Genomic DNA, 14,437 nt, shown 5'->3' on the forward strand with positions numbered 1-14,437 from the left:
CATTGATTACACGACCTGTGTGGCAAGGGGCCGGGTATCGTTTCCCGGGCCATACCCTTCAACCCACCTACGCAACAAATCGAGACCGCTGTCCCGATCGCCGGAGTCGACCGCCGTGTGCAGGCTTCGCAGGAATATCGCAATCTCCACCTCCGACAACCCGTCTTCCTGCGCGCTGAAAATCTTGGGATGCGCGGTCGGGCTCAGAATGCCGGACAGTGTCAGTTCCTCGACCATTTTTTCGCCGGGCCGCAGTCCCGTCAGGGCAATCTCGATATCGCCATCGGGGGTGTGTGCGTCCCGCGGGCGGTACCCCGCGGCGGTGATCATCCGGCGTGCCAGATCCAGGATGCGCACCGGCTTGCCCATATCCAGCACGAAAACTTCCGCCCCTCTGGCCATGTTTCCGGCCATCAACACGAGGTGCACCGCCTCTTCCATGGTCATGAAGTACCGCATGATGTCGGGATGGGTAACCGTCACGGGGCCCCCGCGCCTGATCTGGTCCTGAAACAACGGAACCACAGACCCCGAGGACCCCAGGACATTGCCGAAGCGGACAATGGCGAAGGCCGTATGCACACTGCGCCCGGCCAGATCCTGGACAACCAGTTCCGCCAGGCGCTTTGTTCCTCCCATGACATTGCCGGGCCGCACAGCCTTGTCCGAGGAGATCAGAACAAACCGCTCAACCCTGTGCCTGTCCGCCGCGCGCGCCAGAACCTGCGTGCCGATAACGTTGTTGGACAGCCCCGCCAGGGGGTTGGCCTCCACCAGTGGGACGTGCTTGTAGGCCGCAGCGTGCAAGACCACCTGCACCGCATTCTCTCGCAGAACCTGGTCCGCAAGAGGCCCGGACCCGACCGACCCCAGCACGGGCACAATCTGGCACCCTGCGCGCGCTGCATGGGGGCGCAATGCGGCCTCGACCGAATAAAGCGCAAACTCGTTGAGTTCGAACAGCACCAGAACCCTTGGGCGATGGGCCAGCAGTTGTTGGCAAATTTCAGACCCGATGGAGCCCCCTGCCCCTGATACCAGCACCGACTTGCCGCGATAGGCCGCACAGTTGAGCGTCGCGGACGGCCTGAGCGGTGCGCGGTCCAGCAAACCTTGGGAAATGGAGAGAGCGGTGGTCCTGGAAGACGTCCGTTCAGATTGCAGTTCCACCGCGACACCCCGACAACAACAGGGTCAAACACCGGCAGGACCCCCGGCTGCAGCATGGGGCACCCTTGGTAAATTCAGGGTAAACCGAACTCCCTTCCGCGCAATTCAGCTTGCGGCGGCTTCAGTCCGGGAAAACTGACACAGGTTTCGCGTGCGAAACACGACGCGCCGGCTCACAGACCTTGAGTGCGCAGCCATTTCCTCAAGGCTATTTCGAACTCTGCTGTCACGCCCTGGCCGCTCAGAACGAGTCTCTTGCCCTTTCGGGTGACTTCAAGCCGGTCCGTAGTGCCGTTGGGTGCAACCGCCGGAGATGTAGGCTGCGTGGGAGCCGACCGCAGGGCCGCCTCGATCAAGGCAAGCTCTGCATCAACCGTTGCCGCAGGCGTGGCGCGCAACGCGGATTTCAGTCGATCTTCGAAACCGGGTGTCTCTTCCAACGCCTTGGCCATACGCAAGCCAAGCCGCTCGGCAATGCCGCCGGGGAACCGCAAGTCCTGCTCGAAAGCAGCAACAAGTCGCAGAAACGACCCGATCTTGGACCGTTTTGCACGTGAAGCCGATGCGAATAGCGCCCTGAGGGCCGTCCGCTCATCAGCAAACACCCCCTGCTCTACTGCCTTGGCCACGATACGCGCGCGTTCGAACGGACTCAGCCCGACGCGGATCTCGTTTTCCTCGACCATCGCGGTATAGGCGTCGCCTGCGGTCTCAGGCCTGCGCAGGAGCGCCTGCACCGTGGCAAAGCGCTCGTCGCCGGTTTCGCGGTGCAACGCGTCCAGCGCGCTCAGGCGGCGCCAGCCGGAGATGAGGCCGTACCCCCCCTGCCCCAGATCGACGACCTCAATTGGGGTTTGCTGGCCGCGCGCGCGCAGGCTGGCCTTCAGCGCGCTCATGTCCTCATCCTCCAGCACGACCCGGTCGCGCACAAGGTAGTCTCGCACGATGGTATCGAGGGGCAGTGCCTGGACCAGCCGTCCTTCGGCCCGGGCGCTGGACAGTTCTGCCGACACTTCCTCAAGTGCTGCGGTTGTCGCGGCATCCCGCGCGACCTGGGCGATCGGCGGTTCTCCTGCCCCGCTCAGGCCGGTCGCCGGCGACAGGGATGCACGACTGCCCTGACCCTCGTTGGCAAGGTACCCGGTCTGCGCGGGGCTGAGACGTTTGCGTTTTGCCATGTCAGATCCTCTCGGAAACAGGCTCTAAACCGCATGTTAGAGCCTGTATTACTCTATAGAAGCTGCCCGTCAGCTTGGTGCTCCTCACGTCGCCAGACCCCCAGCAAAAGGCGTTTGAACGCGGCATAGGTCTCGTCAAAGGTCTGCCGTCCACGGGCATAGGTCTCACGGTTGAAATCGCGATAGTCAGCTTCATAGATGCCACTGACCTGCTCCCCCGCCTGCCCGATCAGGGCCGTAAAATCCTGACGATGCGGGCTGAGGGTCTGCCCCAGATAGGCTTGCATCAGCGCGGCCAGCTCCGCCTGCTGCCCGCCGTCGTAACGGGTGACGACCGCGCGCACGGCGTCCCATTCAAACGCAAGCTCTTCGCGCCCCAGGGCGCGGGCGGCCATATTCTCCCCCTCCTCGATCGAAGAGAACGTGGAGTGCAGCATGTCAAAGAAGCGCCCGGTGCTGTCGAACTCCAGGAAGGAGGCCCCCAACGGCACCAGCAGGATATCGGCAGCAGCCAGACCGTTGATCGTCAGATACCCCAGCGCGGGCGGTGTATCGATAAAGACGATGTCATAGGCCTCCAGCACCCCGTCCGCCTCAAGACTGTCCGTCAGCGCATCCCAGAGTTTCCAGGACCGCGCCTGCATGCGCCAGACCGGGATCTGGAACTCCGCCCAGTAAAGGTTCAATTGCGCCCCGATCAGATCGATATTGGGCCAATGCGTGGGTTGGATCAGGTCCTGCGCCTTGACGTCCAACGCGTCAGACAGGGTCTCATCAAGGGGAATTGGGGCTTCGTTGCGATCCAGACGGCGCTGGTTCTCCGCCCGCAGATGCCGTCCGTAGTGTCGCGCAAGCAGCGGAAAGACCGTGCTCCACTCATCTTCGACCTGCCCGCCGAAGATCGATGTCATGGACCCCTGGCTGTCGAGGTCCAGCACCAGAACCTTGTAACCGTCAAGTGCCGCGGACATCGCCAGGTGTGCCGCTGTCGAGGTCTTGCCGACGCCGCCCTTGAAATTCGCAACGGCCACCAGCTTCGCTGGAAGCCCCTCCGGGCGGTAAGGTCGGTACTCCTTGGCCTTGGACCCACCTTCGGCGAAATGCGCCCTGAGCCGCAGAACCTCGTCCAGGGTGAACCATTTGGCGCCGCCCTCGGTTTCACTGCGCCCCTGAGGCAGATTGGGATTCTGTTTGAGCACGCGCCGGAAATGGGCCTGGGCCACGGGGATCAGATAACGGGTGATCTCCCATGTGGAGAACAGGCGCAGGGTTTTGCGCCCGGCCTCGTTCATTCCGCGGGATGCCAGATCCGCCCGCCCTCGGGCGCAGGCTTCGGCAATCGCCGCGAAACCGCCTGTATCCGTAGCCGGACCCAGGTCGGCAAGCGCTTGCTCGGGGTCTATGTGGAAATATGGAGGATGCCCGTCAGGCAGGTCCTTTGCCATGAAAACCGCCTCATGTGTTGTGTTTTCTCCAATATACCCAAAAACACCGCACATGGAAGGAAAAGCACGACTTCAAGCGATTTTTCTCTGCGAAATCCAGGATCCAGCCGACTTTTTCCAAGGTTTGAAGCCTGATGGAGATTTTTTCGCCCAGTTAGAGTCGTGTTATATAAGTGTTAAGGGCCTAATCGCTTTTGGCAAAGTCTTGTTTTTGAAGTTAGAATTTCGGCTTTATCGGGAACAGGTGACTCTGAACCCCCGAAAAGATGACTCCGATCCCACGTTCAAGCGACTCCGATCCCCCGATCCTCCGGCTTGTGCGGGGCTGTGGATAACCCTAAGCTGGGTGTCAATAAAACCACGATAAAACCGAGTCGGGCAGTGACATCGGATATGACAGTTTCTTCTTCCTCCGGTCTGGCTCCTGACCGGACTGCGCAGGGTGATTTTTTCGTCTGCGATATCTTCGATGCCATCCCCAAGGATGACTTGGCGACGATGGAGCATCCGGTGTTCTCGCTCGCCACACGGCCTGATCGCCGCGTGCTCAACTACGCGCACAATGGCATCGATATCGAGGTGATCCCGAGCGTCCGGGGTCTGGCGACGATCCATGACAAGGACATCCTGATTTTCTGTATCAGCCAGTTGATGAGCGCTCTGAACGCAGGACGCACGATCAGTCGGACGCTTCAGATCAAGGCGCATGATCTGCTGATCGCCACAAACCGGGAAACCTCCGGCGATGCGTATCGCCGCTTGCGCGAGGCTTTCGAACGCCTCGCGGGCACACGGATCACGACGAACCTGACCACCGGCGGGCAGGAGATCACCCGGGGGTTCGGATTGATCGAAAGCTGGGAGATTGTCCGCCGCGCCCGGGGCGGACGCATGGTGTCGGTCAGTGTCACGCTGTCGGACTGGCTGTTCAACGCGGTTCTCACCCAATCGGTTCTGACCCTCAGCCGAGACTATTTCCGGCTTCGCAAACCGTTGGAGCGGCGTATCTACGAGATCGCGCGCAAGCATTGCGGGCGGCAGGCGCGGTGGGTGGTCTCGGTCGACCTGCTGTTGAAGAAGTCCGGCTCTGCCTCCCCGCGCCGGGTGTTCCGCAAGATGCTGCGCGACATGATCGCGGCCGATCACCTGCCGGATTACGAGATGGCGGAACTGCCGGGGGACAAGATCGCCTTCACCCTGCGCGGCGGTCTGATTGAAGATCCCGGCGCAGCCCCCCACCCTGCCCCACTGGCCCCCGACACCTTGCAAGAGGCCCGCATACTTGCCCCCGGTTGGGATGTGTATGCGCTCGAGGCGGACTGGCACGCCTTCTGGGCGGGCTCCGGCCGTCCCCGCCTGCGCAGCCCCGACAAGGCGTTTCTGGGCTTCGTGAAGGCGCGCATGGCGCAGCAAGCCGACTAGCAACGTTTCGCGCGCGAAACATTCTTGGGGCCTCTGTGCCCAGTGTTGTGCATTTGCGGCATTTGCGCCGGGCAGCGAGGCAATATCGGTGGCGTGCCGTGACTCGCATGCTGCGCATTGATACCGTCGCGCCGACATCCAAGCTGCTCAGCGCCTCGCGCAAGGAGACCCCGTGAAAATAGACGCCACCCCGCTTGAGGGCGTGATACTCCTGACCCCGGCCCGTTTCGGCGACGAGCGGGGGTTTTTCTCAGAAAGTTATTCGAAACGTGTTCTGGCCGACCATGGGATTACCCTGGATTTCGTGCAGGACAACCATTCGCTGTCTGCCCGGTCCGGCACCATCCGCGGCCTGCACTTTCAGGCGCCCCCTTCAGCACAGGACAAACTGGTGCGCTGCGGCCGCGGCAGTCTGTTTGATGTGGCGGTGGATATCCGCAAGGGCTCGCCGACCTATGGCCAGTGGTTCGGAGCGGAACTGAGCTTTGAGAACGGACGCCAACTGCTGGTGCCCAAAGGGTTCCTGCACGGGTTCCTGACCCGGGAGCCCGATACCGAGATCATCTACAAATGCACCGATTTTTATGATCAGCAGGCCGATGGCGCCGTGCGCTGGGACAGCTGCGGCATCGACTGGGGGGTCGAGGGCACACCCCTGCTGAGCCCGAAAGACGAGGCCGCCCCGGCGCTTGCCGATTTCGACAGCCCTTTCACCTACGAAGGATAGCTCCATGAAACTGCTTGTGACCGGCGGGGCCGGGTTCATCGGATCGGCTGTTGTGCGTCAGGCGGTGCGGGCAGGGCACCACGTGGTGAACCTCGACGCACTGACCTATGCCGCGTGTCTCGACAATGTCGCCTCGGTCTCGAACCACCCCAACTACGCGTTCGAACATGCCGATATCCGGGACCGGGCCGCGCTGGACCGGGTGTTTGCAGCGCATAATCCGGATGCGGTGATGCATCTGGCCGCGGAATCCCATGTGGACCGGTCGATCGACGGGCCCGGCGATTTCATCGAAACCAACATCACGGGCACCTACAACATGCTGGAGGCCGCCCGCAGCCACTGGGTGGGGCAGGGCAAGCCCGAAAGCTTCCGGTTCCATCATATCTCCACCGACGAGGTGTTCGGCTCGCTGCCGGCAGACCCGTCCGTGCAGTTCACCGAAGACACGCCCTACGATCCCCGCTCACCCTATTCGGCCTCCAAGGCAAGCTCCGACCATCTGGTGCGGGCCTGGCATGAAACCTACGGTCTGCCCGTCGTGATGACCAACTGCTCCAACAACTACGGACCGTTCCATTTCCCCGAGAAGCTGATCCCGGTGGTCATCCTCAAGGCGCTGGCGGGCGAACCGCTGCCGATCTATGGCGACGGGTCCAACATTCGCGACTGGCTTTATGTCGAAGACCATGCCGATGCGCTCTTGCTGGTGGTCCAGAAAGGGCAGGTGGGGCGCAGCTACAATATCGGGGGCGAGAACGAGCGGACCAATCTGGAGCTTGTGAAGACCCTGTGCAGCATCCTCGATGATCTGAAACCGCGCGGCGACGGCAAACCCTATGCCGATCAGATCACCTTTGTCACCGACCGGCCCGGGCATGATGCGCGCTATGCGATCGATCCGACCCGGATCGCCACGGAACTGGGCTGGCGCCCCTCTGTCACCGTCGAAGAGGGTCTGCGCCGCACTGTTGCGTGGTATCTGGCCAATGAAGACTGGTGGCGCGCGCTGCAAGACCGTGACGGGGTCGGGGCGCGTCTGGGCGTGGCTGGGTGAAGATTGCCCCCTATATCGCCCGGCTTGTCGATCACCGACAGGTCGGGACGCTGGCCCGTGCCGTGCTGGCGCGGCCCTGGCGGCCCGGATCTGCCCGCCGGATCGCGGTGATTCACGAGCCGGGCCGTATCGCGTTCTCGCAGATTTACCCGTTTATCCTGCATGCTGCCGACCTTGAGCGTGCGCATGATGTCCAGTTGCGCTTCTTCAGCGCCAACGCATTGGATGGATTGGATTTTTCATCTTTTGATGAGGTGCTCCTGCAACTGTGGTACACCCGGGATCCCGCCGAGTTCGACCAAGTGTTCGAGAAGGCCGCCAGAGGCTCCGCGCAGATCACCGCCTTTCTGGACAGTTTTGCCCATAACGACCTGCGCTTTGCCTCTCTGCTGAACGGGCAGATCCGGTACTACCTCAAGAAATCGCTGTTCCGGGACCTTGGCCAGTATGGCCAAACGACCCTCGGGCACACCAACCTGACCGATTACTATTCCCGTGCCTACGGGATCGAGGACGAGCAGGTGCGGTGGGACATCCCCGACGGGTTTCTGGACACGCTGCGCCTCAGCCCGAACTTTTTCACCGCGCCGCATCTTTACCGGCTGTTCCTTGATCAGGATATCGACGCGCTGCTTGCGGGGCCGCGCGAGACGGACGTGCATTCCCGGCTCGGGGCCAAGGGCACGCCTTGGTACACGGCCATGCGCGAACACGCGATGGCGGCGGTTGCCGATCTGCGCGGTGTCAGCGTGATCTCCGAAGGCAAGGTGGGTCTCAAGCAGTTCAATGCGGAGCTGCAAACCTCCAAGATGTGTTTCAGCCCCTTTGGGTTTGGCGAGTTGTGCTGGCGCGATATCGAGGCGATAGCCTTCGGCGCGGTGTTGCTCAAGCCATCGATGGACCATCTCAGGACCCTGCCCGAGCTCTATGAGCCGGATGTCACATACGTACCGCTGGCGTGGGATTTCTCCGATCTGGCGGAGAAGGTGGCGTGGGTGAAGGACAACCCCGAGGCAGCCTCGACCATCGCGCGGACCGCGTTTGATCGGGTGCGGAGCTATCTTCAGACCCGGCAATTCGTCAGGGATATGGGCTATTTGTTTGCGGAGTAAGAGATGAGTTTTGAGGCATCCTCCCTGCTGGTGTTCGGTCAGACCGGACAGGTGGCCCGCGAACTGGCGGCCCGGGCTCCGCAGGCCACGTATCTGGGGCGCGACGCCGCAGACCTGTCGGACCCTGCGGCCTGTGCGGCGGCCATCCGCGATGCGTCCCCTGCGGCGGTGATCAATGCTGCGGCCTACACTGCCGTGGACAACGCCGAGGACGACGAAGCCCTGGCAACCACCATCAACGGCGCGGCCCCTGCGGCCATGGCACAGGCCTGCGCGGCCCTGGGCGTGCCGTTTGTCCATATCTCCACCGATTACGTGTTCGACGGCTCCGGCACCACCCCCTGGCGCCCTGACGCGCCCACAGGGCCGCTGGGGGCCTATGGGCGGTCCAAACAGGTGGGGGAGGACGGCGTTCGCGCGGCAGGGGGGGCATATGCGATCCTGCGCACCTCCTGGGTCGTGTCGGCCCATGGCGCAAACTTCGTGAAAACCATGCTGCGGCTGGGGGCGGAGCGCGACAGCCTGACGATCGTGGCCGACCAGATCGGCGGGCCGACCGCAGCGGGCGATATCGCGGCGGCGTGTCTGAGCATGGCAGCGCAGCTGGCCACAGACCCGGACAAGGCCGGCACCTATCATTTCGCGGGGGCTCCGGATGTCAGCTGGGCCGATTTCGCGCGCGAGATCTTTGCGCAGGCCGGGTTGACCTGCGCGGTGACGGATATCCCCAGCTCCGCCTATCCCACGCCCGCAGCCCGGCCCCATAACTCGCGCATGGACTGCACCAGCCTGACAGAGACCTTCGGGGTTGCCCGCCCGGACTGGCGTGACAGCTTGCGCGCGATCCTGCGGGATCTCGGTGCCGTGGGGGGGCGCTGAGCGATGCCGGTGCTGTCCACACAAGCGGGGCTTTTGTACTTCGCCCATGTGCCCAAAACGGGCGGAACCTCTGTTGAAGAGTATATAATCGGCAATTACGGTCCTCTGGAGCTGATCGACCGGGGCTGGCACGAGGCGCGCTTGCAGGGCGAACGGGCCGGGGCCCGGTTTCGGTGCTCGGACCAGCACCTTGTGTGGGCGGATGCGCTGACCCTGCTGCCGCGCGCGCCCGACACTGTTTTTGGCATCGTGCGCGACCCGGTGGCCCGCATCATCAGCGAATACCGGTTTCAGGTCCGGTTTCGGCCGCAACTGCGCTGGCTGACCCGCATGGGGTTTTCGGTGTGGTTGGCCGCCCTGCTGCGCGCGGCGCGTATCGATCCGTATATCTGTGACAACCACATCCGCCCTCAGGCGGATTTCCTGCCGCCTGAGGCCAGGGTGTTCCGCCTCGAAGAAGGGCTCGATACGCTTCCGGGCTGGATTGCGGAGCACTGCGGCCCGCCTGCGGTCGGGCTGGACATGCATCACAGCCAGAAAGCGCCGACAGGCCAGTCCAGACCGATTGTTCCCAGCCGATACGACCTGCGGCTGATCAAAGGCTTCTACGCGGTGGATTATACCCGGTTCGGCTATCCGGACCCTGACCTGTCCGCCGCGCCTGCCGGGTGGGTGTCGCAAGTTTCCTCCGGTCTTGTTTCCTTCAGTGCGCCCTGGCTTGTCCGGGCCTATCAGGCAGACCGGATCTGACCATTTTCAAAAGGACCCCGTTATGACCCAACGCAAAGGTATCGTTCTGGCAGGCGGCTCAGGCACGCGCCTCTATCCGATCACCATCGGCGTGTCGAAGCAGCTCTTGCCGATCTACGACAAGCCGATGATCTACTATCCGCTCAGCGTGCTGATGCTGGCGGGGATCCGCGAGATCGCGATCATCACCACGCCCGAAGACCAGGCCCAGTTCCAGCGCACCCTCGGCGATGGCAGCCAGTGGGGGGTCAGCTTCACCTGGATCATCCAGCCCAGCCCCGATGGCCTCGCCCAGGCCTATATTCTGGCAGAGGATTTTCTGGATGGCGCGCCCTCGGCCATGGTGTTGGGCGACAACATCTTTTTCGGCCACGGTCTGCCGGATCTGATGGCCGAGGTGCCCGAGCAGGGCGGCACCGTGTTCGGCTACCATGTCTCCGACCCCGAACGCTACGGTGTGGTGGCTTTTGACGGCGATGGCAATGTGCAGTCGATCATCGAAAAGCCCGACGTGCCGCCGTCGAACTATGCCGTGACCGGGCTTTATTTCCTGGACGGCACCGCATCTGAGCGCGCGCGGCAGGTCACGCCGTCGGACCGGGGCGAGTTGGAGATTACGACGCTTCTGGAGATGTATCTGGCCGACAAGGCGCTGCAGGTTCAGCGCATGGGGCGGGGGTATGCGTGGCTTGACACCGGCACCCATGCCAGCCTGCTGGATGCGGGCAATTTCGTGCGCACGCTTGAGATGCGGCAGGGCCTGCAATCGGGCAGCCCCGATGAGATTGCCTACCAGCAGGGCTGGATCAGTGCGGACGCCCTGCGTGATCGCGCGACGAAATTCAAGAAAAATAAATATGGCAGCTATTTGCTGGGCCTGCTGGACTAGACCTGAAACGACCTATCGACACGAGGACCGCCGGACCATGCCGCAGGACGCCCAGACCCAGACCAGCCCGCTGCGCGCGGTCGGCCGGTATGTCATGCACAGGCTGCGCGAAGCGGCGCTTTACCCCCGGATGGCTGTGCCCGCCAGCACGCCGCGCATCGTGTTCCTGCCATCGGACGTGCGCACCATGTCGAGCCTCCTGCGGGGCTACAACATGGCGGAGGCGTTCCAGACCATGGGCTGGAACCCGATCGTGCTGCCCAAGCAGTTGGACCCGGGCCAGCGCCGCCGCATCCTGCGCTTTTTCCGTCCGGATATGGCGGTTCTGCTGGGCTCCCGCCTGCCTGCCAATTCCCGCCATTTGCTGGAGGGGATTCCGTATGTCTACGATCTGGATGACGCCGATTTCCACAACCCCGCTCTGGAGGAGGAAATTCGCGCCGATGTCACCCGGGCGGACGGGGTCGCTGCAGGCAGCCGGTATATCGCCAACTGGTGCGAGGCGCTGAACCCCAACACCACCATCATATGGACCGGATCCCCTGATATAGAGCCTGATTGGACCGATCACACGCAGCGCGAGGGCGTGGTGACATGGGCCCAGAGCGCGCCGACCCGTTACAAGCTGGAATTTGCCTTCGTGACGGATGTGATGGAGCGGGTCGCGGCCGCACGCCCCGGCGTGAAGTTCCGGCTGTACGGCTGTGGTCCCGAGGATGCGGACCATCCGCTTGTCCAGCGCCTGCGCGCCGCGGGGGTCGATGTGGAGCTGAAACCCTTCATGGACGGGTATGCCGATTTCATCGCCTCCCTGCAGGAGACCGCCGTGGGGCTGTCGGCGATCATTCCATCGAACGCGTTCAGCAAGGGAAAATCCTTCGGCAAGATCCTCGCCTATCTGTCCGCAGGCGTGCCGGTCATCGCCTCGGACGAGGTGGACCACGGCGCGTTCTTCCGGCCCGAGACCGGCATCGTGTCCAACGATCCGGAGGTCTGGGCCGAGAAAACCATCGCCCTGCTGGACGATCCCGCCTTGCGCAACGCCATGGTCCAGGCCGCGCATGCGGATTTTCGCAAGCACCTGACCACCGAGGTTGCAGCAGAGCAGCTCGACAGGCTGTGCCGCGCGATCCTGGAGGCCAGGAAGTCCGCCGCCCGGCCTGCATGACCCGTCCCCGGGTTCTGGTCCTCGGTGGCACGAGCCGGATTGCGGGCATGATGCGCCGCTGGCATCCGGGTGGGGCGGATGTCATCTGGGGCGCGCGGCAGGGGCGGGGTCCGGGCGGGCCCGACTGGGTGCAGGTCGATACGCGGACCGATCCGGCGGCCTTGGCGGCGGCCTGTGCGCAGGTGGATGTCATCCTTGATCTCAGCGGGCCCACCAACAATCCCGCCCGGGCCGTGGCAGGCTTTGAAGCCATTCCCGACCTGGCCCGTGCAGTGGCGCATGCGGCCCGTGGCAAGCCGCTGCTCTGGATGTCCTCGGCGGCGGTCTACGGGCCCCGGAGGAATGCGCGCGAAGACGCGCCACGGACCCCGGTTTCCGCCTATGGGCGCGCAAAACTGCGGGCCGAAGACGATCTGATCGGCCGTCCTGGCGTGACAGTGCTGCGGCTTGGCAATGTTGCCGGGGCGGATGCCCTGTTGGGGCAAGCGCGTCCAGGGCTGTCGATCCGGCTGGATCGGTTTGCAGACGGGTCCACACCATACCGGTCCTATATCGGTCCCAAAACCCTTGCAGAGAGCCTGTTTTTCCTGATTGGCCAGGCTGCCTCCGGGCAGGTGCTGCCCCCTGTCCTGAACCTGTCGGCGCCGGGACCCGGGGTGGAGATGGCCGCCCTTCTGAAGGCGGCGCGTCTGGGGTTCACATTGCAGACGGCCCCGCCTGAGGCCGTGTCCGCCATCACGCTCGATACCGCGGCTCTGGCGGCCCTGCTGCCCTTGCCGGACGAACTGGGCACCGCTGCCGCAATCGTGGCGGACTGGCGGGCCGATCGCGCCCGTCTGCGGGAGGGTCGTGCATGACCCTTGCCAAACGCCTGTGCGATCTGATCGGGGCGCTGGCGCTTGCCGTGCTGTTGTCCCCGCTGATTGCAGGTCTTGCCCTGTGGGTGTGGCTGACCCAGGGCGGACCGGTTCTTCATGCCTCTGAGCGCATGGGGCAGGGGGGGCGGCCCTTCACCTTGTGGAAGTTTCGGACCATGGCACATGCCATACAAGACGGCGGTGTCACAGGGGCGGACAAGACGGCCCGCATCACCCCGCAGGGGCGGGTCCTGCGGCGCACGCGGCTCGATGAGCTGCCGCAGCTTTGGAACATCCTGCGCGGCGAGATGAGCTTTGTCGGTCCGCGCCCGCCCCTGCGGCTTTACGTGGCGCGGTTTCCCGACCTCTATGCGCAGGTTCTGCGCAGCCGTCCCGGGGTCACCGGGCTGGCGACGCTGGTCTATCACGCCCATGAGGAGCGCCTTTTGTCCGGCACCGTTAATGCCACGGAAACCGATGCCGTTTATGCCCGTAGATGTGTGCCGCGCAAGGCCCGGCTCGATCTGATATATGCCCGCCATCGCACGATCTGCATGGATCTGTGGATCCTGGGGCGGACGGTCCGAAAGGTATTCGGACCGTAGGCAAACAGCAGATCACGTCCGGCTCCGGCACATGGGGTTATGCAGGTGCAGGCTGAGGGGTCAGTCCGCGCAGGCAGAGTAGGTGCTGTAAGAGGGGCTCAGCGTGTTGCGTCGTGTGCGAAGACTATTCCAGCGGTATTGTGATCATCATCTGGCGTTCGACGCAGGCGGATGTGCCCTCCCAGGGGGGGGCAAGACCGGCTCTCGGCAAGGGTTTGTCGACCGGGTCGAAGGGCGCGGGACCTGCTTGCGCGTGGTGGGCTGGAGCCTTGCGGATCATGTCACGCTGCGCTGGGACGGGGGCGAAACCAGCGCCCGCCCGCACCTGCCACGGGCGGATGTGGCGCAGGCGCTCGGAACCACTCGCGAGACCGGCTTCGTTCTGGAGGCCCCGCTGGGGGCCGACCCCCTGACCCTGCATATTCAGGTGGCAGGACAGGAGCGGGCGGTTGTGCTGCCCTCTGTCGTGCGCGCGCACAGGACGGCGCGGGTGCGCCTGGCCGCGCGGTTTCTGGGCGACGTGATGCGCTGCGCCCCCGCGGTTCTGGGGTACGGTATGTTTCGGTCCGCGGCCTACCGCGCCCGTATCAAGCGGGCCCTGGGGCTGGAGGATGTGCCAAGGGCCGGTCCGCTGGAAACGCGGCTTTTTACCTTTGACCCGCAGGAGGTGCTGACCTATCCGACCGACCGGCGCATCACCATTGTCATGCCGGTCTACAACGCCTTTGACGTCACGCAGGAGGCGTTGTCCCGCGTGGCCCGCCATACCGACACGCCCTGGCATCTCGTGCTGGTCGAAGACGGCTCCAGCGACCCGCGCGTGCGCCCGTGGCTGCGAGACTGGGCAAAGATGCAGAATGCCTTGCAGGCCGACTGCGTCACCCTGATTGAGAACGAGGCCAATCTGGGCTTCATCGGGTCGGTCAATCGCGGGTTTGAGGTGGCGCTGGCGCGGGGCGACACGGTTGTTTTGCTGAATTCGGACGCTCTGGTGCCTGACGGATGGGCCAGCCGCCTGATCCGCCCGATCTTCGCACATGAGGATGTGGCCAGTGTCACGCCGATGTCGAACGATGCCGAGATTTTCTCGGCGCCGCTGATCTGCAAGCGACGGGCGCTGCGGGCGGGGGAGGGGGATCATCTGGCCGCCCTCGCGCGCAAGTTCCATCCCGAAGCCC

Annotated in this window: 14 protein-coding genes; 11 read left to right on the forward strand and 3 right to left on the reverse strand. The window is 63.8% G+C overall.

Features of this window, described 5'->3' with window-relative positions:
• Positions 1–6: 6 nt before the first annotated feature.
• The 3 genes from ACP15N_RS18985 to ACP15N_RS18995 form a co-directional block, all read right to left on the reverse strand.
• Complete coding sequence (locus tag ACP15N_RS18985) at positions 7–1,170, reverse strand: UDP-N-acetylglucosamine 4,6-dehydratase family protein (protein ID WP_425093896.1); 1,164 nt, start codon at positions 1,168–1,170, stop codon at positions 7–9.
• 173 nt (positions 1,171–1,343) lie between these two features.
• Entirely contained in the window at positions 1,344–2,348 is a 1,005-nt protein-coding gene (locus ACP15N_RS18990) for a ParB/RepB/Spo0J family partition protein (protein WP_425093897.1), read from the reverse strand.
• Between the two features lie 53 nt (positions 2,349–2,401).
• Entirely contained in the window at positions 2,402–3,793 is a 1,392-nt protein-coding gene (locus ACP15N_RS18995) for an AAA family ATPase (protein ID WP_425093898.1), read from the reverse strand.
• A gap of 393 nt (positions 3,794–4,186) precedes the next feature.
• On the opposite strand from ACP15N_RS18995, the gene ACP15N_RS19000 reads away from it, so the two are divergent.
• From ACP15N_RS19000 to ACP15N_RS19050, 11 genes are all read left to right on the forward strand, one after another.
• On the forward strand, positions 4,187–5,215 hold the full coding sequence (locus tag ACP15N_RS19000; RefSeq protein ID WP_425093899.1) for a replication initiator protein A: 1,029 nt from the start codon (positions 4,187–4,189) through the stop codon (positions 5,213–5,215).
• A 172-nt stretch (positions 5,216–5,387) separates the two neighbouring features.
• Positions 5,388–5,942, forward strand: a complete 555-nt coding sequence (gene rfbC, locus ACP15N_RS19005) for a dTDP-4-dehydrorhamnose 3,5-epimerase (RefSeq protein WP_425093900.1) — start codon at positions 5,388–5,390, stop codon at positions 5,940–5,942.
• A gap of 4 nt (positions 5,943–5,946) precedes the next feature.
• Positions 5,947–6,999 (forward strand): dTDP-glucose 4,6-dehydratase, encoded by a 1,053-nt coding sequence (gene rfbB / locus ACP15N_RS19010; protein WP_425093901.1) that lies wholly within the window; start codon positions 5,947–5,949, stop codon positions 6,997–6,999.
• Positions 6,996–8,111 carry a glycosyltransferase gene (locus ACP15N_RS19015; RefSeq protein WP_425093902.1) on the forward strand — a complete coding sequence of 372 codons (1,116 nt, stop codon included), beginning with the start codon at positions 6,996–6,998 and terminating at the stop codon, positions 8,109–8,111. Before rfbB ends, ACP15N_RS19015 begins: the two co-directional genes overlap by 4 nt.
• A 3-nt stretch (positions 8,112–8,114) precedes the next feature.
• Positions 8,115–8,990: a dTDP-4-dehydrorhamnose reductase gene (rfbD, locus tag ACP15N_RS19020; RefSeq protein WP_425093903.1), complete on the forward strand. Its 876-nt coding sequence runs from the start codon at positions 8,115–8,117 to the stop codon at positions 8,988–8,990.
• Positions 8,991–8,993: 3 nt separating this feature from the next.
• Complete coding sequence (locus ACP15N_RS19025) at positions 8,994–9,740, forward strand: sulfotransferase family 2 domain-containing protein (protein ID WP_425093904.1); 747 nt, start codon at positions 8,994–8,996, stop codon at positions 9,738–9,740.
• A 22-nt stretch (positions 9,741–9,762) separates the two neighbouring features.
• Complete coding sequence (rfbA, locus tag ACP15N_RS19030; RefSeq protein ID WP_425093905.1) at positions 9,763–10,629, forward strand: glucose-1-phosphate thymidylyltransferase RfbA; 867 nt, start codon at positions 9,763–9,765, stop codon at positions 10,627–10,629.
• Positions 10,630–10,666: 37 nt separating this feature from the next.
• Complete coding sequence (locus tag ACP15N_RS19035; RefSeq protein WP_425093906.1) at positions 10,667–11,797, forward strand: glycosyltransferase family protein; 1,131 nt, start codon at positions 10,667–10,669, stop codon at positions 11,795–11,797.
• Positions 11,794–12,654 carry an NAD-dependent epimerase/dehydratase family protein gene (locus tag ACP15N_RS19040; RefSeq protein ID WP_425093907.1) on the forward strand — a complete coding sequence of 287 codons (861 nt, stop codon included), beginning with the start codon at positions 11,794–11,796 and terminating at the stop codon, positions 12,652–12,654. Before ACP15N_RS19035 ends, ACP15N_RS19040 begins: the two co-directional genes overlap by 4 nt.
• Positions 12,651–13,259: a sugar transferase gene (locus tag ACP15N_RS19045; RefSeq protein ID WP_425093908.1), complete on the forward strand. Its 609-nt coding sequence runs from the start codon at positions 12,651–12,653 to the stop codon at positions 13,257–13,259. The genes ACP15N_RS19040 and ACP15N_RS19045 overlap by 4 nt, the downstream gene beginning before the upstream one ends.
• A gap of 103 nt (positions 13,260–13,362) precedes the next feature.
• Positions 13,363–14,437, forward strand: a 1,075-nt coding sequence (locus ACP15N_RS19050; protein ID WP_425093909.1) for a glycosyltransferase family 2 protein, incomplete at its 3' end; no start/stop codon positions are given.

Source organism: Tropicimonas sp. S265A (genome assembly GCF_049800835.1).
GTDB lineage: Bacteria > Pseudomonadota > Alphaproteobacteria > Rhodobacterales > Rhodobacteraceae > Dinoroseobacter.

Coding starts and splice junctions, on each gene's coding strand:
- ACP15N_RS18990 (WP_425093897.1), bottom strand. CDS start 2,348: ATGGCAAAACGCAAACGTCTCAGCCCCGCGCAGACCGGGTACCTTGCC.
- ACP15N_RS18995 (WP_425093898.1), bottom strand. CDS start 3,793: ATGGCAAAGGACCTGCCTGACGGGCATCCTCCATATTTCCACATAGAC.
- ACP15N_RS19000 (WP_425093899.1), top strand. CDS start 4,187: ATGACAGTTTCTTCTTCCTCCGGTCTGGCTCCTGACCGGACTGCGCAG.
- rfbB (WP_425093901.1), top strand. CDS start 5,947: ATGAAACTGCTTGTGACCGGCGGGGCCGGGTTCATCGGATCGGCTGTT.
- rfbD (WP_425093903.1), top strand. CDS start 8,115: ATGAGTTTTGAGGCATCCTCCCTGCTGGTGTTCGGTCAGACCGGACAG.
- ACP15N_RS19025 (WP_425093904.1), top strand. CDS start 8,994: ATGCCGGTGCTGTCCACACAAGCGGGGCTTTTGTACTTCGCCCATGTG.
- rfbA (WP_425093905.1), top strand. CDS start 9,763: ATGACCCAACGCAAAGGTATCGTTCTGGCAGGCGGCTCAGGCACGCGC.
- ACP15N_RS19035 (WP_425093906.1), top strand. CDS start 10,667: ATGCCGCAGGACGCCCAGACCCAGACCAGCCCGCTGCGCGCGGTCGGC.
- ACP15N_RS19040 (WP_425093907.1), top strand. CDS start 11,794: ATGACCCGTCCCCGGGTTCTGGTCCTCGGTGGCACGAGCCGGATTGCG.
- ACP15N_RS19045 (WP_425093908.1), top strand. CDS start 12,651: ATGACCCTTGCCAAACGCCTGTGCGATCTGATCGGGGCGCTGGCGCTT.